This is a genomic window from Streptomyces sp. NPDC031365 (genome assembly GCF_055569765.1).
In genome coordinates, this window is record NZ_JBVIIM010000013.1 from 119,473 (window position 1) to 140,848 (window position 21,376).

Consider the following 21,376-nt stretch of genomic DNA (forward strand, 5'->3'; position numbering starts at 1 on the left):
TCATGGCCGGTCACCGCCTTCGGCGGCCGAGGTGGTGCCGGGGGTCTCCGCGGCACCAGCGCCCTCGTCGGCCTGGTGCGCGTCGCCCTCGGACGCCGATTCGGCCTCCGCCGCCGCGTCGCGCAGCGCGGCACTGTCGACCGTCATGCTGACCGGTCCGGAGGGGTTGAGGTACAGCAGGTGCCCCTCCGGGAGGCGGTCCAGGATGTCCACGGCGGGGAGCAGCTCGTAACCGAAGCGGCCGGCGGCATGGAGATGCACGGGCGAGGTGAAGACCGGGACCACCGGCTCACCGTCCGGGGAAGTGGCCGAGAGCGGGGACCGGCCGGGGCCGAGGAGCATCGCCACCTCAGCGGTGGCCAGGGTGCGTGTCACCGCGTCGCCAGGGCCGTATCCGGTGGCGGCGAGCTGGACCGCCTCGTCGATCGGGTCGGTGGGAGCGGGCCAGTCGAGGGCCTGCGGGGAGGGCCGGTACTCCTCGTTGGGCCGCCACTCCGCGATCTCCCCGTCGACGTCGGACCGCCACTGGCCGACCACCGCCCAGTTCGGCGGCTCCCCCGCACCGGTCCATGTCGGGTCCACCATGCCGAGCCAGTGGTCGGGAGCGAGCCGCGCCGCCTCCCTGATCCCCTCCGGCACGGGTGGCGTGGTGTCTTCGTCGTGCGCGGTCGTGGTGTCCTCGTCGTGCGCGGTCGTGGTGCCGGCTGCTGCGGTGGTGTCGCTCATGGGTTCCTCGGGAGATGGAGGGGATGGTCGTGCAGGATCTGCCAGATGTTCCGGTGGACGTCTGCCCACGGGGCAAGGCCCCGGTCCCGGAACCAGTCCTCGACGAGCCGGCGCAGCCGGTCGAGGGCGACCGGGCCGTCCTGGGCGTCGGGGACGACGTCCGGGCCGAGCGCCGTCAGCAGGTCGAGAATGTCGGGCAGGGTGTGCTGGTGCGCGCGGAACCAGGCCGTCTCGTCCGGGTCCGGCGTCCGGCCCGCCTCACCCACCGGGGGGCCGCCGGGCGGCCGGGCCATCTCGGCCAGCGCATGCTCGTCGGGGAAGAGACCGTCGCCGGCGACGTGGGTACGCAGCTCCTCCTCCGTGAGCGGAGCGATGCGCCAGTAACGTCCCCAGTTGTCCTGGTAATCGAGGTCGGATGACTCGCTCGTCCCGCGGGCCCGCAATTCGTTCAGGACGAACTGGGATCCCCTCATGATCTCGTGCAGCGAGTGGTGGCGGACGGACAGCATCTCCGCCATCAGGGCGAGCCGCACCAGCCCCAGGTCGATGTCCAGACCCCAGTCGTCGCGCATCCCGGCGGCCAGGCGCAGCAGCCGGTACGTGCTGCCGGAGGTGCCGGCCATCACCAGACCTCCGGTGGCCTCGGCGGCGAACGGCAGCGCGGTGCTCATGGCGATGTCCCAGCGGGCCGCACCGGGGATCCAGCGCAGGACGCCGTCCGCGCGCATCAGCGCCCGTTCGGCGACGCTCAGCGGCGGCCGGACGTGCTCGGGGGACATCGGGACGCGCAGTGCGCGCTCCAGGCGGGCGAAGCGCTCGCGCTCGGCGGGGGACAGGCCGCTGCCTCGGGCCGCCAGGGCCTCGTACGCCGTCAGGTCGGGAGCGGGCAGTCGGTCTGCGCGCTCGCCTTGTATCTCGGGCGGGTTGAGGGCGGAGATGCCCAACAGGTCGGCCGTGGTCGCCTCGGCGACCCAGAGCAGGCCCAAGCGCTCGCGCAGGTTGCCGGAGACGGCGACCTCCTCGATGCGGTCCGGGTCCAGGCCGACCGCACCGTCGACAGTGGCGTCGTCCGAACCCAGTTCGTGTCGGCGACCGGCGGCGTCGGCGCGTCGGAACAGTTCGGCCGTCATGACGCCGATCTGGTCGTTGAGATCGGACCGGTCGGCGAGGTAGCGGCCCAGGCGCTCCTCGAAGAGCTCGGCCTGTTCCAGGTAGCGCACCCGGCCGCGGACCCAGGCCGGTACCTGGTTCGGGGTCCGGACGGACGCCAGCTCCCGCAGTCGGCGGCGGACCGCCGGGGGTGCGGCGTCGATCGCCCGCACAATGCGCGGCCGCGCGGTCCGCGCCGGGTCCGGGGCGGTCGGTGGCGGGGCCGCTGAGGGCCCGTCGGAGGCGGGCGGCGTGACGGCGGCAGGTCGGCCGACGAGCCACTGGCCGCCGTTACGGAGCAGGAGCACGGGCGGCGGCGTCAAGGCCGGGGTCTGTGGCCCGGGCGCCGCCGTCCGGCGGGCATGGCCGGCGTGCCGTAGGCCGCCCCCGGTGGCGGAGGTGCCCGAGGCGGCCTGCGGTGCGGAGGAGGTTGCCGTCCCCGGGCCGGGCTGCGGTACGGCGGAGGTTTCCGTGACCGCACCGGAGGTCTCCGTCCCCGGGCCGGGCTGCGGTACGGCCGAGGTTTCCGTGACCGCACCGGAGGTCTCCGTCCCCGGGCCGGGCTGCGGTACGGCGGAGGATTCCCTGGTGGGTCCGAGGACGGTGACCGTCCCGTCCGGCTCCGCCACGGCGGCCGGTATTCCGAGCGCGCGCACGGCGGCGGCCAACAGCACCACCAGCGGCGGTTCGGTGTCCGGTCCTCCGAGGGTGGGATCGGCGAGCAGCAGCCGCAGCCGCACGGCGGGCGCGATGTCGCGGCCGGCCACCGGAAGGCCGCCCGGGAGCAGGGCGGCTTCCATCCGCAGGGAGCCGCCGAGCCGACGGTCCGCGCTCTCCAGCTGGGACAGTGACACCCTTGCCGACTGGTCCAGCCGGGGCACTTGCGCCTCGGTGAGGTGGTCGTCATGGAGGGCGTCCGCCATCCATTGGCGGAAGGCGGCACTCCGCCCGGGCTCCGCTGCCGGGAGCAGCCCGGCCAGCGGCTCGTGCTCGCCGAAGGCGGCCAGCAGCGCGGCCTCGGGGGCACGGCCGGGCGCTGCAGTCACGGGACGCAGGACATACCGGGTGCCGTCGAGAACGGCTTCGCCGTCACCGGCCCGCCGCAGTGCCCCGCGGGTGGCAGGCGGCAACACCGGGGCATGACCGGGCCCTGCTGGGCCACCCGGGGCGGGCTCCACTCCACCGAGGACAGCCTCGCCCTCCCCGGTCACGGCACTCGCCCCGCGGCCGGCCGGCCGCGACTCCGGCACCCGACCGGACAGGGCACCGGAGGGGAGGGCCTGTGCGCTGTCGAGGACGGCTCCGCGGTGCTCCGTGTCCCGCGGTATCGCCCCGGCAGCGGGTGGGGCGGGGTCGGTGTTGTGGTAAGCCCGTGGGGGGTACGGGGGGAGTTCCGCGAGAGTGAGAACGGCGTACGGCTCATCGACGCTCTCGTCGGTGCGGACCTCCCGGGCGACCACGGACAGGGCGCGGCCCGGCGGGTAGAGGACCTCCCGCTCTTTGAGCCATACCGAGAACGGTGCGATCAGCGGGGCGCTCGACCGGGGCAGATGGCCCAGGACCGGGTGGCGGTCCGAAGCCCCGTCGGCGTCGTCGCGGACGAAGTCCTGGGCCAGCTCCCGGCATTCGGTGGCACTGCGGAAGCGGGTGACGAACAGCGTGCCGTCGTGCGTCAGCGGCGAGGGGTCCGGCGCATTGGCGGGACCGGGCAGCCAGCCGCCCCACCAGACCGGGGCAGCCACCGGTGGCAGTGTCTCCAACGCCTCGGTGGCCATATCGACATGCAGTGCCAACTCCTCGAAGATCCGGTCGGCGATCCGGTTCACCAGGCGCCGTACCTCGGCCAGGTCTGCCGGATCGGGGGTCTCCCCGAGGTCGAAGAGGTCAGCGATCGCGTCACCCAGCTCGTCGTCGTCAAGCAGCAGTTCGGGCAGGACGGAGTGGTCGTTGCGGACGTCGGCCAGCGCCAGGTTCCATATCTGGCGGCGGAACAGCCACCGGGCGCCCGCTCTGCCGAAGCGGCCGACGACGACGAGGGTCTTGAACAACGCGTGGTCGGAACTGGTGTAGTGGAACATCGCCGTCAGGTGGCCCGGCGCCAGCGCGGTGAGCGCACGGCGGCCCTCCTCCCCGAACCTGTCCAGCCACTGCCGGGCGATCTCGGCGCGTTGGGCCAGGTGCTCGGGGGCCTCGGTGCCGGACAGGGCCGCGGACAACGCGGTGCTGATGTCCGCGGGGACCTCGATCCCGTAGGAGGAGTTGAAGCGGGTGGTGGCGTCGTAGGCCGCGTGGTGCGGCAGGGACGTCGGCAGGTCGGGGGCGAGGGCGCGGCGGGCCCAGAGATGGAGCCGGGCGCCGTCGCGGGAGAGCACGACGCGCTCCTCGTCGGTGCCGACGCCGGCGAGGTGGGAGGCGCGCAGCACCTCGGCGAGGGACTGGCTGTCGGTGAGCACGGACCAGGCCACCACGGCCGAGCGGAACGCGAACATCCGGGCGGGATCCGCTCCGGTCAGCCGGTACGCCTGGAGCAGCCAGAGGGCGGGGCCCACGGTGCCCCCGACGTAGCGGAAGCCACGGTCGGTGTGGGCCATGGGGTAGGTGCCCTGCCGGTGGCCACGCGGGTGGGGCCGGTGCGGTGAGCCGATCCGGCCGGGTGCGGAGTTGCGCAGGCTGGTGGGCGCGGGGCCGTAGGCGGCCGTGGCGAAGGCCTGCATCAGACGGGTGAGGCCGGGACCGTGCTCCAGGAACCGCGTCAGGGCGTGGCCCGGACCGGGAGGCTGCGGGCCGTCCGGCCCCGCGGGGGTGGCGAGTCCGAAGGCCAGGTCGGCGCCGTGCGGGCCGTGCGTTGCGGCGAGGTGAGTGTGCAACCGGGTGACGGCATCGACGAGCACCGCACGGGTCTGCGGCCGGGCGGCGATGTGCCGGGCCAGGTCGACCTCGTACTGGTAGCTGTACTCGCGCCAGTCCCGCCGTGCGTACAACGGAGCGAAGCGGATGCCGTCGGGCTCACCGGGGATCCGCCAGCGGGGCACCGACCAGGGATTGCCGGGCAGCGTCGCCTGCCCGGTGGGGCCGACCGGGGCGACGACCTCGAAGGGGGGATCGGGCAACGCCGGCGCCGAGCGGTGCGCGGGTACGACGCGCAGCCAGTTCGCGGAGGTGCCGTCGGTGTTCTCCAGCAGGTGGACGGCGGCGGCCGGGGAGCCGTCCCAGCCGCGCGTCGGGACGACGGCGACCCGGCCAGTGGGGATATACACGTCCAGGCCAGTGGCGTCGGCGATCCCCTGGGCGCGGCCTGCGGTCTTCGCCGGGTCGCCGTCGCGGGTGGAATCGGGGTCACACGCCGTGGTGGTGACGCTGGTGAAGCCCGCCGCTCTCAGCCCGGGACCGAGGAGTCGGCCGACCGTCTCCCCCGTCGCGCCGGACGGCAGGCCGTCCGGCCCGGCCACGGTGAAGCCGCCCTCCCGGCCGTGCGAGGCCCAGAAGAACGTGCCACCGGGGCGGCCGGTGGCGGGCAGCGCACGGCGTCTGGCGGTCAGGATGCCGCCGGGACCCCTGCCCCACTCGGTGTAGTGCGTGGCGTTCCGCAGACCGGCGTAGAAGGGTGCGCGCAACGCCCAGTCGCCGGAGGTGAAGGAGGCGCGGCCGACGAGCCGTCCGCCGGAGTGGATCTCCTGGGTGATGATGTCGCCGGGAGACGTGACGGTGCGCCCGTCCGCCCACGGGTTGTTCCAGTAGTCGGGCTCGGGGTGGTGCGGGGCGGTGGTTCGTTTTGCCGGGGCCGCGGGCGTGGCCGACCGCTCGGCGAGGAGCGTCAGGGTGTAGCGCAGGCCGGTGTCGGGGTCGGTGTGAGGGGTGCGGGAGATGACGGTGAACTCGGTGGGGGCGGCGTGCACCGCGGTGCGCTCCGCGGGGTCGGCCGTGTAGGCGCTGATGTCGCGGGCGGAGGAGCGCTCCACCTCGTGGAGCACAGGGTGGTGTCCGGCGAGCCGGTCGCCGGCCGCCAGCTCCCGCAGGGCCGCGGCCTTGCTCAGCCGGACGGAGTGCAGCCGGGCCGCGGTGACCCCGCCGGGCAGAGCGCCGGTGGCCTGCTCGGAGCCGGGCGACTCACCGCGCACGACACCGACACCCTGCTCGGAACCGGGCGACTCACCGGGCGACTCACCGGGCGGAACGTCAGCGGCCCGCTCGGAGTCGGGCAGCTCGCCGGGTAGCCAGGCGCCCCACCATGCGCGGGTGTCCGCCGGCGGCAGCAGCGGCAGTGCCTCCAGCGCGACGGCGGTGTGCTGGTCGGCGCGGGCACGCAGGAGGTCGGCGGAGCGGGCCAGGGCGGACCGCAGCGCGGTCGAGCGGTCGGCGGGCGGAGGGGGGTCCTGGGCGAGGAGGGTGCCGAACCCGGGCAGTTGCCTCAGCAGGACGGGGACGTCGGTGCGGCCGTCCAGCGCGGCGGTCAGGGCGGCGGCGGCCGCCGGGAGCACCGGGCCGCCGCCGAGCAGTGCCGCGTCGGGACCGCCGAGCAGATACAGCGCGGTGAGGTGGGAGGCGTCCAGGCCGTCCAGGGCCGAGCCGCCGTGCCGCCGGGTGCGGTCCAGCAGCGCCTGTTCCCGGTCCGGCAGCCCCTCGGGGGCGTGGTCGGCGGCGAGGATCCGCTCGCCGCTCCGGATGGCGTCGGCGAGACCTCCGGGCAGCGCCCAGGTGCCGGTGGACTCCGCGTCGATCCGGCCCGCGCCTGTGGCGTACAGGGCGCGGTGCGGCGGGCGCAGCGCGGCGGAATCCGGGGCGCCGGGACGGTCGGTGGGACGCAGGGTGTGCTCCGCCCACATGTACAGGTGCACGGCGTCGCCGAGGACGGCGGCGCGCTCGGTGGTGTCGCCGAGGCCCACGGCGTGCGAGGCCCGCAGGATCTCGATGAGTGAGTGGCGACCGGTGGGCAGCAGCCAGCCGAGGAGCGCCTCGCGGAAGGCGATCGTGTCCGCCCGGCCTGTACCGGGCAGGTCGAGGTGCTGTGCCAGGGCCTTGCGAGCGGTGTGGGCGGGACCGTCGCCGAGCGGCAGGCCGCGGTCCCGGTGGTCACGGCGGTGGTTGCCGTCCTCGTCGGACGGCCGGGCTCGATGGAACCAGTCGGTCAGGCCGGCGCCATGGGCGTAGACGGTCATCACGTGCGACAGGGGCACATCGACGCCGGGGTCGAGAAGCCCGTTCAGGGCGGCGAGCGGATCGGACCCGGTCGCCCCGTCCGGGAACAGGACGGCCGCGGCACGGATCGGGTCGCCGGTCCGCCCGAGGTGGAAGCGGTGCAGCGCACGCACCGCGGCGCGTGCGCTGTCCAGGACCGCCGGGTCGGAGGCCAGCGTCAGGCCCAGGGTGCGCTCCCAGGCTCGGCTCGCCTCGGGCCAGCGGGGGTCGGCGTAGAGCGAGGCGAGCAGGTCGGCGGCGAACTCGCGGTCCTCCGACCGACCGGTGGTGGCGGCGGAGGGCACGACGGGCGGGCGGGGCCGCGACTGCCCGGGGCCAGGGACCGGCCGGCGTCCGTGGCGCACCTCTTCGTCGGGAGCGCGGTCGTGGCCGTCCCCGGTGACGGTGGCAGTGAGGACCGGGCGCTCGGAGGTGTCCGGGCGGGTACGGGCCGACGACCCGGCGACGCGAGGAGAGAAGACGACCCTGGTCTTCTCCCGGAGGCCGGCGAGCAGCCGCCGCAGATGCGCGCGCGCCCGCAGGCGGGTGCTCAGCCGGGAGCCGGCGTTCACCGCGTGACGGTCACCCGGGGAGGCGAAGAACACCGTGCCGTGGCCGGTGTGCAGGGTGGCGTGCTCCGCCTCCACTTCCTCGGTGGCGTCGTGGGACGTGAAGGGGGCGGAGCCCGGCGGACCGGCGAAGGCCCCGTGGCGCTCGGCCGACTCCTGGGCGCTGTAGGAGGTCAACCCGGTCCAGCTGCCGTCGGGGGCGACGACGGCGCGGGTGAGGGTCTCCCGGTCCCAGTCGGGGGCGGCGGGCCGGCCGTGGATCTCCTGGAGCAGGACGTGGGTGTGGACGCGGTTGAGCGCGGCGTCGTAGCGCGGTTCGCTGGCGATCTCCCGGAAGCGGGCCGGGTCCGGGTGGAGCGCCCTGCGCTGTCCGGGAACGCGGGCGAAGGGCGCGATGTCCCGCGCGGTGGAGCCCCGCACCTCGTAGAGCACCGGATGGCGCCCGGCCGGGGGCCGCACGGCCGCGAGCGGGGGCAGGGCGTGCTCCCGGGAGGTGTGGACGACGTGCCCGGCGGGCCGGGTGTGGACGGTGCCCGGCCGGGCGGTGGCGACGTCCTCGGCGGAACCGGTCTCCCAGGCGGACCAGTACGCGGTACCGCCCACCGGTGGCAGCGGTTCCAGCGCCTCCCGCGCCATGGCCCCGAGCAGGATCAGTTCGCTACGGGCGTCGCCCGCGAGTTCGGCGGCGCGGCTGCCCGCCTGTCGGGCCAGGGACCGGCGGGTCGCTTCCCCGTGGGGGCCGGGCATCGCGGCCGCCCGACGCGCCAGTGAGCGCAGCCGGGTGTCGCGCAGCAGCACCAGCGGGTACGCCATGTCGCTCGCGCCCCGGCCGACCAGCTCGGCGGCCCACGCGGCCAGGCCCCGGCGGAACCGCTCGCCCGCGTCCGGGGTGGTGCGCCCGGCGGCCTCGAGCAACGTCGCGTCGGGACCACTGACCAGGTAGAGCGCGGCCACGTGCGCGGCGGTCAGGTGGCGCGGCAGGCTCGGGCCCCCGTGCCGCAGCAGCCAGGCACGCAGCGCCGCACGCCGGCTGCGGGCGGCTGCTCCAGCGGGCCACGGCAGCATCTCCAGGTCGGCGGCGCTCCACGTACCGCCGTCCAGTCCGATGAGCGAGACGATCGCAGCCGGTTCGGCGGCACCGCCGGTGATCCAGGGGGTGAGCCAGGCGGTGTGCTGCTGGTAGAGCCGCTGGTGGGGCAGGATGAGCCGCTCGGACGGGCCGGGGTCGGGGCGAGGACCGGGACCAGGAGCCTGCCGCACTCCCGGATCCGCTGCGGGCAGGGCGCGGGGTGCGAACACGGCGTCGGCCCAGCGGTACAGCGCCGCCGCACCCACATCGGCGGGCCGCGGTTCGCCGGGGTCACGGACCCCTGCCGCCTGCGCGCTCTCCAGCAGCTCGGCCAGCGAATGACCGCCCCGGGCCAGCTGGTCGGCCAGGAACGCGGTGCGCAGCCCCAGGAGGCCGTCGGAGTCGGTCGCGGGCAGGGTGGCGTAGGCCCGCAGCATCCACTCGAGCCGGGTGGCGTGGCCCTCGTGCGCGAGGTGACCGAGCCGGTCGTGGCGGTCGCGGTACCAACTGCCCCCGGGCGAGTGCGGCTCGGGGTCGGCCACGGTGTGGGGCAGACCGCGTGGGTTGAGTCCGGGCCGCTCGCGCCACAGGTGACGCAGGGAGTGCCGTCCGGGACGCTCCAGTGGCCCGTAGGCGGCCTCGGTGAAGGCCTTGACGAGGGTGTGGAGGTCGCCGCGCCCCAGGAAGTCCTCCAGCCGTCCGCCGGGGCCGCCCGCCGGAGGGGGACCGGCGTCGAGGCCGGGGAACGCGGTGGCCACGGCGTCGGAGCCCAGATGACCGGAGAGATACGTGAAGAGGGCGCGCACGGCGTCCCGGACGGCTTCGACGACGGCGTCCTCCTGTGCCAGGAACCGGCCGAGTGCACGTTCGTACTCGGTGGCCAGCAGCCACCAGCGCGGGTCGGAGTAGAGCGCACCGAGCCCGTCGGGACCGGCGGGCGGCCGCGGAGAAGCCGTCGTCGCCCCGGAGACGACCGGAGCCTCCGTGACACGGACGTGGGCGTAGGGCCGGCTGCCGCTGCCGCTGCCGTGGACACGCACCGAGCGGTGTTCACGCCGGAAGGCCGCCCCGGGCGGGTAGAGGGCCTCCGATTCCGTGAAGTGCATGGAGAACATGGCGATCTCCCGCGCCTGGGAGCGGGCGACCTCGGTGAGCTGCGGGTGGTACCCGGGCGGTGTGGCGCGCAGATGCAGCGCGAATATGAGGGCCTGGTCGCGCTCCAGGGACGTACTGCGGAAGAACGGCATGGTCATCCCCCGCTCCCCGTGGACCGCGGAGTCACGGGACGGCCGGCGCAGGGAGCCCGGCACGGCCCGGTCGCCCCACCACACGGTGCCGTTGACCGGCGGCAGCAGTTCCAGGGCTTCGGCGGCCATGTCGATGTGCAGTGGCAACTGGGCGTGGACACCGTGGGCAACCGCGTCGAGTCGTCGCCGCGCCCGTGCCTGCTGGACCGGGCCGCCGCCCTCGAGCGCTCGCCGCACGTCCTGCAGGAGTCCCTCGAAACCCGGCTGGGTGAGTACGATCAGCGGCAGTAGATCGTAGTCGCCCCGTCTGACGAGATTCCAGACCATCCGGCGCACCAGCCAGCGGCTCATGCCCCGCCCCAGCCGCTCGCCCTTCAGGAACGCCTTGAACAACCGGTAGTCGGCGGCACTGTAGAGATACAGGGCCGTCACATGGCCGGGCTCCAGGCGCCTCAGTGCCTCGCGGCCCACGTCCCCGTGGTGCCGCAGCCATGCTTCGGCGGTCTGCCGGCGGTACCTGTCGAGATCGCCGTAGGTGCTGCCCGGCTCGATCAGCCCTCGCACCATGTTCATCAGGTCCGTTGGAACGTCGAGGTCCTCCGTCACCGCCGACGGGATGCTGACGATGTCGCCGTAGATCCTGGCATGCGGGGCCCTCAGGTGATGTCGCAGGGAATCACCCGCCCCACCGGGCGGGATCAGATGCCAGGGGGCCAGGTGCTCGCGTGCCCAGTTGTGCATCCGGGAGGCGTCCGGAGCGATCGCCCGGTGCTCCTCGGGGCCGCCGATGCCGAGTTGGTGCGAGGCCCGCAGCACCTCGTGCAGGGAGTGGACCCCCGCGGGCACCGCCCAGGCAATCAGAGCGGTGCGCAGCAGCGCCATCTCCCCGGCGGTCGCACCCGTCTCGCGCGCCGCCTGGAGCAGCCACAACGCCGGGCCGTCCACGCCGTTGACCTCGCGGAAACCGTGTGTGTCGTACCGGCCCGTGCCCGGGCGGAAGGCCCGCAGGGGCTGTCCGGCCCCGCCGACGCGGTCGGGCAGGGTCCCGGCGACGGTGAAGGGTGTGTCCGGCCCGGCGAAGGCCCCGTTGGCCAGGGCCAGGAACAGCTCGTGCAGGCTCGGGCGGGCGTCGGGGCCGAGCAGGTGGGCGAGCCGGTCGTCCGGCTGCCGGACGGGGGCGCCGGGAACCGGGGTGTCCGGCAGCGGGGACAGGACCCGGGTGGCCGCTTCCTCGCCGTGGTGCGCGGCGAGGAAGCGGTGTGTACGGCCCAGGTTCTCCCGTACCGCCTGGTGGACCTCGGGACGCGTCCCGAGAAGCTGGGCGAGACCCAACTCGAAGTTCTCGGCGGCCCGCTGCCAGTAGGGATTCGTGTACAAGGCGGTGAAGCGGGGGGTGCCCGGCGCCCCGGTGATCCGCCAGGACGCGAGGTTCGGCGGGCGGTGGTCCCGTTCCTCGGTGCCGTTCTCCGAGCCGTTCTCCGAGTCGTTCTCCGAGTCGTTCTCCGAGTCGTTCTCCGAGTCGTTCTCCGAGTCGGACCCGTCGGCCTCCGCATCGGGGTCCGTGATGTCGGTGTTCACCTGCCCGGTGTCCGGGTAGCGCGTCGCGGAAGCGGCTGGGGCGGCGACCCGCGGGACCGTGGCCGTGGGCGGTGTCCGGCCGCCGGGATACTCGGTCACCCATGCGGTGGGCCGGCCCTCGGCGTCCTCCAGCAGGTGCGGCACGCCGTCGGTGAAGGCGTTCCGGCCCACGGGCAGGTGCACCGGCAGTCCGGTGGCGTCGGCGAGCCGCCGGGCCAGCACCCGTGCGGCGGCCGGGTCGGCGACGGCACCGCCCGGGCCGCAGGCCAGCACCGTCACGCTGCGGAAGCGCCGGCCCAGCAGCGGACGCAGCGACAGGCCGGCGTAGGTGCCGTCGCTGTGCCGGACTCCGCCGTCCTCGGTGCGCAGGGCCAGTCCGGCCGCTCCGCCGTGTGCGGCGAAGTAGAAGGTGCCCTCGCCCCCGGGCAGTGTGCGGTGGGTCGCCACCGGGTGCCCGTCGGCATCCCGCTGCCAGGCGACGAAGTCGGTGCGTTCGCCGATCCGCCGGTAATCCCGTTCGCGCACCGCCCAGTCGGCGTCGTCGAAGGACGCCACCCCGGTCAGCCGGTCCTCCCTGTTCCGGACCTCCCTCAGCACCGGCGGCGACGGCCAGGGGACGGCGGGATGTGGGGCGATCCGCAGCAGGTCGTCCGGGGCGCCCAGCAGCCGCAGCGGCGGCGGCCCGGCGTGCGACGGCGGAGCCTCGTCCACAGTGAGGTACTCGTAATCCACCGGCGGGATACTCGTGTCGAGCACGTCCCTGTAGCGATCACGGTGGGCCACCGCGAAACGCTGCCCCGGCGGATACGTCGCCTCTCCCTCGTACAGGAAAGCCACGAACGGGGTGACCTCACGGGCCGTGGACCGGCGGACGTACACCAGGCCGCGGTGCGCGTCCGCCGGCCCGGGAAGGATGCGGCTCATGAATCCGAACGCCATGTTGGGGTCGAGTGAGGTGCTGCGCAGGAACGGCACGTCGATGAGGTCCCTGCCGTAGACCGGTCCGTGCTCCGGGTCGTCCAGCGGTCCGGGCATGCCCCGGTCGCCCCACCAGACCTCCCGCTCGACCGGTGGCAGCAACTCCAGCGCCTCGACCGCCATGTCGACGTGCAGCGGCAGCTCGTCGTGGACCCGGTCGGCGAACACGTCCGACCAGCGGCGCAGCTCCGCCGCCCGGTCGTCCGGAACGAGGTGTTGGGCGAAGGCGTCCCGCCTGACATCGAAGCGGGCGTCCGCCCTGGCCGCGAAGTGGGCAGCCGACATGGCCTCGAAGAGTTCGTCGATCCCCGCCAGACCGCGCAGTGTGACGGGAATCACCGTTCTCTTACCGACCAGGGTGGCCCGGCGCATCATCGCCCAGGTAGCGGTCCGCACCAGGCGGCGGGCCAGGCCCGCACCCAGGCGCTGCCCGTTGAGATGGGCCTTCATCAGACGGTAGTCGTTGCAGCTGTAGAGGTAGAGGGCCGTCAAGTGTGCCGGAGTCAGCTCCTCCAGGGCTCGCCGGCCGGACGGTCCGGTGCGCGCGAGCCAGGCGCGCAGCACCTCACCGCGCTCCCCCCGGAGGGCGTCGGGGTCGCGCAGCGCCACGTTCACCAGGTCCGTCAGGTCGCCGGGGACGGACGGCTTGCGCCCAGGGGTGATCTGCGAGGAGTACGTCATCCGGGCGCCGTAGATCACCTGGTGCGGCGGGACCACCTGTCCGACGCGCGCGTCGTCGGACGTTGCGCCGGACATGCGCAGCGACCGCGCCGCCCACAAGTGCAGGCCCGCACCGTCGCGCAGCGCGGTGGCCCGCTCCCCGGCCGGGGCAACCCCGGCGAGCTGGGAGGCGTGCAGGATCTCGTACAGCGATGCCAGGTCGGCCGGGATCAGCCAGGCGGTCAAGGCTGCGCGGAAGGCCGCCAGTTCGTCGGGGGACGCGGCCAGTGCCGCATGGGTCTGGATCAGCCGCAGCGCCGCACCGCGCTCGCCGCCGACCCGCCTCATGCCCCGGCTGTCATGGACCTCTCGGTAGGCGCTGCCCGGGGCGTACCGTCCGCGGTCGCCGGCGGGGCGTGCCAGCGCCGCGGCGAGATCGGCGGGCAGCGTGCGGCCCGCGTGGGCGGCACGGGCGAATCGGGCCATCAGCTCGTCGAGGGTCCGGACACCGGGGGGCAGGGTGAGCAGCCGGTCCAGCGCCGCTCCGGGGTCTCCGGGCAGGTCGTCCGGCTCGAAGAAGGCGCGGTCCGCCCGCTCCTGGCCATAGCGCGTCACCAGTTCGGAGCGCAGGCGGGAGACCGCCGTCCGGGCGGTCTCGGTGGTCCGGACGTCCGAGCTCAGCAGTCCGGCGAGGGCGAACTCCAGCCGAACACTGAGCCGCCGCCATGCGCGGTCCTGGTAGGAGGCGGCGAAGCGGACCGTGCCAGGGGACCCGGCGGGCCGCCAGGACGACACGGACCAGGGGGCCTCGTCCGTCGCGGGCCTGGAATCCAGGCCGGCGGTCTCCGGTGAGGCGTTGATCTTCTCGGGCGCGGGGTAGCGAGGAGTGCCCGGTCCGGGCGGAGCGGGGGTGGGGACGGGGGCGTCGAAGGGGCGCACGGTACGGGTGGCCGTGGCGCGGCGCGCGGGTGCGGTGGGCCCGAGGTGGAAGGTGCCGACGGCATCCGCATGGGCCGACGGCTCGGAGGTGCCCGTCAGGACGGCCGCGCCGGCCGGGATCAACGGCGGGGCAGGGGCGCCGGTGGGCACTGGCGGCGCGCCAGAGGCGCCCGCGGAAGCCGACGGCGTGGCGAGAGCGGCGACGGGTACCGGCAGTACGCCGGAGGAGGCAGCGGAGACCGGCGGCGCGGCGGAAGCGGCGGAGGGCACTGGCGGCCCGCCGGGAGCGGCAGCCGAGGCCCGCGGCGCGGCGGCGGACCGCACCGACGGAGCCGGGAACGGCCGCGGCGCGGGAGTGTGCGGCTGCGGCGTGTGCGCGCCGGTGGTGCCGTCCCACAGCGCACGTACGGCCACTTGGGCGTCACCGCCGTCAGCAGGGGCAGCCTCTGCGACATCCCACAGCGCGCGGGCGCGGGCCAGCGCCTCGTTCTCGATGTCGGTGGCCTCGACGGGGTTGACCGCCGCGGGGCGCACACCACGCGGACGGGCGGGTTCGACGCTGCGCGGATGACGAGTCCGGGGCCGGGGGCCTTCGCCGTACAGCCGGCGCAGCAAGGGATACAGGCCGGGCTGGTGCACACGCACCCAGTCCGGGCCGCCGTTGTTGCGCGGTAGCCCGGTGTACGGGTCGTTCCCGCCGTTGGCCATGAGATAGACATTGGTGAGTTGGGCGAAGAACTCGTACTCGTCGCGACTGCTGTAGTTGGGAGTGGTTCGGTGGCCTTCGGCATCGTGACCGTAGAGGGCGCCGTCGGGCCAGGAGCCGGCCTCGCCGGCCCGCTGGGTGGCGTGGTAGGCGCCGGTGACGCGCCGCTTGTCGGAGGCGTCCAGGCCGTATTGGTGCACGGTGTGGGCGACCTCGTGGACGGTGGTCGAGTAGCCGTCGGAGTAGGCGGACCTGTCGGTGGGGACCGTGGTGCGCTCACCCAGGAGGTTCTCCTCGGTGACGGCCGCGGTGCGCGTGCCCGCACCGCGTACTTCGTCCCAGGAACGGCCGTCACCGGTGCGACCGCCCCTCAGGTGGCGGAAGGCGTCCAGAGAGGTGATGGCCTCCGTCCTGGGCACCACCACGACCCGCCCACCGTCCTTGAGCAACCGCGCCGTGACCTGGGGATCCCGCAGCAGCCGGGCAACCTGGGTACGGGCCCGGTCACCGGCGGAGACAGGCTGCTCGACCCCGGCGGACACCTGCGTCATGAGGTGCGCCGCGACCGCGGCGAACTCGGCCGGGGCGAGCCGGTCGCGCAAGGCGTCCACCAGCGCGGGATCACTGGCCAGCCGCTCACGGTCCGCCGGCGGCAGCAACGCCAGGGCCGCGTCGCGGCCGGCCTTGGACAGCTCGGGCAACCGCGAGGCGAGCGCGCGAACCGGGTCCGCGTGGACCTCCGGACGGACCCGCAGCCCGTCGGCGAGCGAGGTCAGCTCGGCGCGCAGCGCGGGCAGGTCACCGTCGGTGACACCGAGTCGGCGCCAGGCAGCCTCGTGGCGGGCGAGCGCGTCGGGGTCCAGGGCGACGGAGTCGACCAGTTCGCTCAGTCGTACAGCTAGGGAGGGGGCGGCGCCGGCGGGTGGCGTGGCACGGTAGACGTCCTCACGCGCGAGGGTCGGCGCGACCGTGCGCGGACCGTCGGCGGGGGCACGGTGAAGCGCCCACAGCAGGTCGAGGAGGTCGCGTCGGCGCAGCTTCGGGTCGGTTCCGGTGGCGAGGGCGAGGGCGGCGTCCGCCAGCGATTCCGCGGGCGCCGGCACGGTGAAACCGTCGACGGTGACCGCGCCGGGGAACGGCCGGTTCACCGCCGTGATCCTGAGCGCGACGCCGTTCACCGACAGGTTCAGCACCCGGCCGGCGCCCGTGACACCCCGAACCCGCACCACCGCTCCGGGGATCTCCCGCACCAGCGCCCGGCGTATCCCGGTGAGGGCCGGCAGGGTGTCGGCGGGAAGCTGGAACTCCACGGTGCCCAGCGGCCGGGACTGACCGAACTGCACTCGGCCGCGGGCGGCTCCGGCCAGCACCACCGGGTGGCCGAGGCCGTGCAGCGCGGCGCCGGCCCGGCGCCCGATGTCCAGCTTGCCGGTGTCGTCATGGGCCGGCGTGCCCGGAGGCGAGGGCGGCGTGGGAGTCCTCCCGACGGGCTCCCCCTCCGGTGCGGGACCCCCGATGAGCTCCGCCTCGGCCGCGGGCCCTCCGGCCGCCGTCTGCGGGGCCGAGACCCCAGCGGCTTCCGCCGGCCCTGGCACAGGTGGGTCGGCCGGTGTGCGCTCCGGGGGTGTTTCCCCGTGGGAAGCACTCTGCGGCCCGGTGGTGCGGGGGCGCAGGAGGGGACCCAGTACGGGGTCGTCCTCCAGGCCGTCCGCCAGCCGGCCCGTCGCCGTGTTCACCGGCAGCATGCCGTAAAGGCCCCCCGGCACCTTGATCCGCACCGTGCCGAACGGTCCGCGGACGGTGGTGGTGACCCCGAAGCGGTAGATCCGGTAGGGCCGTTTGCCCTCCTTGTTGCGTTCGTCGGTGGCGCCCAACGCGACGCTGCGGCTCTCGCTGTCCATCCACGCCTTGACTTCGAACGGCATGCGCTCGAACATCCTGTCGTCCGCCGCATGGCCGCCGCTTTCGGGACCGAACGAGAAGCTCAGGCCCTTGCCCTTTTGCCTCTCGTGCTCGGGCTCTCCGTCGGACTGCCTGTACCCGCGTTGTTTGACCAGGGTGCCTTCCACGGGTCCGAGGATGTCGGCGCCGTCCAGCTCCAGGCCGACCAGGGCTTCGCGGTCTCCCATGGGCAGTTTGTACGTGTGCCGCAGCAGCTCCTTGATACGCGGTCGCATCATGGTGCTGCCGGCGTAGTGGGTGTAGCGCACACCGGCGACGCCGGTGACCGGGTCCAGGCCGTCGACGTCCGGCGGGCTGCCCACCTCGGTGCCGGGAGTCGTCCGCTGCCGTACGGCGGTCAGCTTGCCCCAGCGTTCGATGGGCCGGGCCGCGGGCACGGTCCAGGGGTGGAGAGCCTCCACGAACGTGTCCCACGCCGGCGCCGACGTCGCCGACGGCCGGGCAGGCTCGGGGGCCGCCGGGTCCTTCGGGGCCGCCGGGTCCTTCTGGGCCGCCGATTCCGCGGTGGCGTTCGGCTGCTCCCAGACGACCTCGGTCTCGCGCGGTGCGGTGAGATCCAGGGGCCATGGGGGCGGCTGAGCGGTCTCGTGGGTGAGGTGACGCGGTACGACCAACCGCACGGACCCGCTGACCAGTTGCCCCGGCTCGTCCCCTGGATCGCGCCAGACGAAGCAGCGCCTGCCGCGTGCCGGGTCCGCGCCGCCGGAGAAGGCACGCTCGATCCTGTTCACCGTGCGGGAACGCATGGTGAACAGGGCCGGGAGTTCCGTGGCCATACCCATCTCCACGCGGAACGTGACGTCGTGCTCGAACTCCTCGGAGGAGTCCTGCGTGGTGACGCGGTAGATGTCGACCGTCTTTTCGGTGTCCTTGTCCACCGCCTTGGTTACGTAGTTGTAGTCGACCCCGCCCTCGATTCCGCCGTGCCCCGTCTCGTTTCCGGCACGGGCACGTGCATCGGCACCGCCGGTGAACGACCAGCCGGTGTGCCTTTCGCTCTCCTCGGCCGTCACCGCTTCACCGCGCAGGGTGAGTTTCAACCCGTCCCGGGGCTGCTGCCCCCTGGGCCGGTCGAGGCGCGTCGCGGTGACGTTCACCCACAGGTAGCGCGTGGTGCCCCACGGGCCGGGCACCGGGAACCAGCGGAAGACACCGTGGTCGGTGAGGGCGAGCCACTCGGTCTGCAGGGCGTCCGAGGAGTACGACGCCTTCAGGGACCGCTGGAGAAGACTGGGGCGCGGGGCTGTGCCCGGGACCTCGGTGGGGACGATGCCCTTGGCGCGCAGACGGTCGTTGATGGTGTCCAGGACGTGGTCGGCTCTCATGATCTCCGGATGCGCCACACCGGCCATCAGACCGGTGTCGAGATAAGTCCGGGTCATCACCGGTGGTTCGGTCTCCGGCGCCGGTGCCGTCTCCGGTCCCGGTACCGGTGCCCTGTCCCCTGCCGGTGCCGTCTCCCCTGCCGGTACCGATTCCTTCCGCGGGCTCTCCGTCGCGACCGTGCCGTCGGCCGGCGGGACGAGGTCGGCCATACGGCGCTCGGGGACGAGAAGGTCGAGGGCCTCCTGGGCACGCAGGTACCGGGTCTCCTCCGTGAGCTTGTCGTTGCGCCAGCGTACGTAGGTCAGTTCGAAGACCGGGGTGGTACGCACCGTGTGCACGGGACCGCCGTAGGTGGCCCGGGTGATGTCGATCCGCCCGTGGGTGTCACCGCTTCCGCTGCCCCGCTCCCTGATGAGGGACGCGTGGCCGACCAGGTTGAGCCGGCCGCCGGGGCCGGTGGGATGCTCCTCCTTACCGGCGTCGGAACCGAATCTCAGCTGAGGGCCGATGGAACCGGTCACCCCCAGTCCCGTCCCGGCGTCCTGTTCGCCCGCGTGTTCCTGGTTGGCCTTCGCGTACTGCTCGACCTCCACGTCCGAACTGGCCCCGAGGTCCTCCGCGTCGTACGCGTGGATCCTGAGCCGCAGCGCCTGCGTGACGTTCCCGTCCTTCGGCAGCTCCGTCTCGTAGCCGCCCTTGCGTGCCGCCTCGCCGAAATGGGAGGCGAGGACCGTGGGATGGGCCAGATCGCGGATCTCCTGCGGCCAGCCGGAAGGGTCGTCGAGCCAGGCCGCTCGCCGGGCCGCGTTCTTCGCCCCCGGGAACATCCGCCCGGCGTACATCGTGGCGCCGAGCCGGGCCAGTTCCGGCATGAGGTGGAAGGCCGGGTAGATCCCCTGGGCGCCCCCGGAGAAGTCCAGCCCGGAGGGCTTTCCGTCCGGGAGAGCGGCCGGTTCACCGACGCCCGTCGCCCGCAGCTGTTGCGCCTTCTCCAGGGTGACGGGCTGTTTCGGGGTGTGCTCGTCCGGGACGACGACGCGTGCCACGAAGGGGACCCGTCCGCCGAGGAACCGGCGCTGCCTCGCCGGCCTCACCGTCCACTCCATGGCCATCAGATAGCGGTGCTCGTCGACCCGCGAGGAGGTCTCCGTCCGGCGGTAGCTTCCGGCGGCACCGGTCAGCTTGTCGCCCTTCCCCTTGCCCTTGCGCCAGACCCCCCGGATCGCACCGAACTGGAAGCGTACGGGAGGCGTGGTGAAGCGCAGCCCGCCGATCGAGATGTCGAGTTCCGGGATGGCCAGCCGGGCACCGCCACCGCCCGCGACACCGAACCTCCAGCCCGTGCTGCGGCCGGCCGAGGTCTTCGCCCCGGCCACGGCCCGGGTGTTGACCTTCATGGGGAAGTTCTCGACGGCTGCCCCGGGATCGCCCTCGCCCGCCGGGTCGGCCGTCGGGCCGGGCCCGTCGACACGGCTCCCCCACACCGCCTTGGCCGCCACCTCGTACGTGCGTCCGCCGACCTTGACGGGGCGGTAGATGCCCAGCAGTGCCTGGGACAGGTCCGCCTCGATCGCGGGACGGCCGTAGAAGGCCGCGAGGTCCCGGTCGGCGGTGGCCCAGTCGCTCTTCTGTGCCCTGGCCTCACCGGTCTCCAGGGTGTGCAACTGCTCGATGGCGTCCCGCAGGTCCTGCTGCAGGGTCTCGACGCCGGGCAGCCCGATCGGTACGGCGAACCCGAGGCCCTTGCGGGACGCCAGTGCCAGGGGCTCCCGCGGGTGGGGCGTCATCAGGCGTTTCAGCCCGGTGACCGCCATGCGGAACCGGAACGCCGGCCGTGTGGTGGGCAGCGCCTGGATCCTGCGCGGCTTCGGCAGCGCGGGGACCCGGTGGCGCGGTGCGTTCTCCCCTCCGGCGACCGGGCGCAGGTCGGAGGTCCAGCCGTTGCCGACGGTCCGCCTCACGAAGCGGGCCGCCTCCCGCCGGGCGACACTGACCTCGCCCACGGTCGTCTCCCGCACCGGAGCGATTCTGTGCGTGCTGGACTCCAGGCTCAGGTCGATGCGCAGCCCGGCCCGGTAACGGGACTGCCCCGAGAAGTCGTTGAGCACCGTGTGGCTGAGGCGGGACGTGTCCAGGGAGTGGCCCGCGCTCCGGTTCAGATCCAGGTTCACGCCGAACGCGGGTACCAGGCCCGTCAGTTCCGCGCCCTGGTGGTCACCGTCCGTATGACCCGCGAAGGCCCGGTCACCACCGGCACCGGCGTCACCGCCGCCCACGCCGGCACTGTTGTAACCGGCGCCCAGGCCTCCGTCCGTGCCTCCCGTGGTGTCACCGGTGCGGCTGTCACCCGCGCCGATGTCGTCGCGGGTGCCGATCTCGCTGTCACCGAGATACTGGAGACTGTCGATCTCCCTGCGGATCCTCAGATGTCCGCGGAACTTCTTCCCCAGCGGCCCGGTGACCTCGATGGTGTTGGACGAGTCCCCGCCGCCCCACCAGGCGTACCGGCTCCGGGCGGTCGGCTCGGTCAGGAAGCCCTGGGCACGGTCCATTCCGGCCCGCATCAGGATCGATCGTGCCACGGCAGCGGGCAGCCCGGCAGCGAGCATGTTGCGGTGCAGGGCGGCGATGGCGGGGGTGAGGTCGACCGCCTGGAGCAGTTCGCGGGCCTCGTTCGGCCGTGCCCGGCGGCCCGCGGACGGCCGCTCCGCCTCGGGTGCCCCCTCGTCGGGGCGGTGCCCGTCCGTCCCGGTGTAGGCGGTCGGTACGTCGACGTGGAGCCGGTCGGGCACGGTGACCCGGTGGTGCGGGGTGGGCGTGGCGTCCTCGCCGTTGACGTACACCTGCATCCTCAGACCTGCGCCGAAGCGGCTCAGGTCGTTGATGAAGGGCTTCCGGCCGGTCAGGACCGTACGCAGCCAGCCGCGCGACCTGCTCCGGGAGGAACCCGCCTTGATCTGCGGGGCCACCAGCGCGGCCGCCGACGCCAGGACACTCGTCCCCACGTTGAAGAGGGTGAACAGTACGGAGTCGACGCCCAGGCTCGTCTCGTGGTCGCTCTCTCCTCCCGTCGCGGTGGAGCCGAAGCCGACGGGGTATTCGGAGACGTCCCCCCGGGGCATCGGGATGCCGGTCAGACCGTTCAGCACGGGACGCAGCCACACCAGGCGTCCGTCGACGACCAGGGTGCGGCCGGCCGCCAGGATGTCGTCCCACTTCCTGGGGTCGGTCGTCAGCAGCAGGTCACGGACCGCGGTCCTGATTCCCGCGCGCAGTGCCGTGTGCGGGCCGG

The 21,376-nt window shown here is 74.1% G+C and carries 2 protein-coding genes (1 of these 2 cut by a window edge); both read right to left on the reverse strand.

Annotated features, from left to right (window positions below):
* A complete protein-coding gene (locus tag ACZ5C2_RS20645) occupies window positions 1-726 on the reverse strand; it encodes a type VII secretion system-associated protein (protein WP_468793012.1) in 726 nt (241 codons plus the stop codon).
* Window positions 723-21,376, reverse strand: partial view of a lonely Cys domain-containing protein gene (locus ACZ5C2_RS20650; RefSeq protein ID WP_468793015.1) — the 3' portion only. Its footprint extends 16,168 nt past the window's final position; the window shows 20,654 of its 36,822 coding nt (coding positions 16,169-36,822); its start codon lies off the right edge, out of view — the gene reads right to left on this strand; it ends in the stop codon at window positions 723-725. The genes ACZ5C2_RS20645 and ACZ5C2_RS20650 overlap by 4 nt, the downstream gene beginning before the upstream one ends.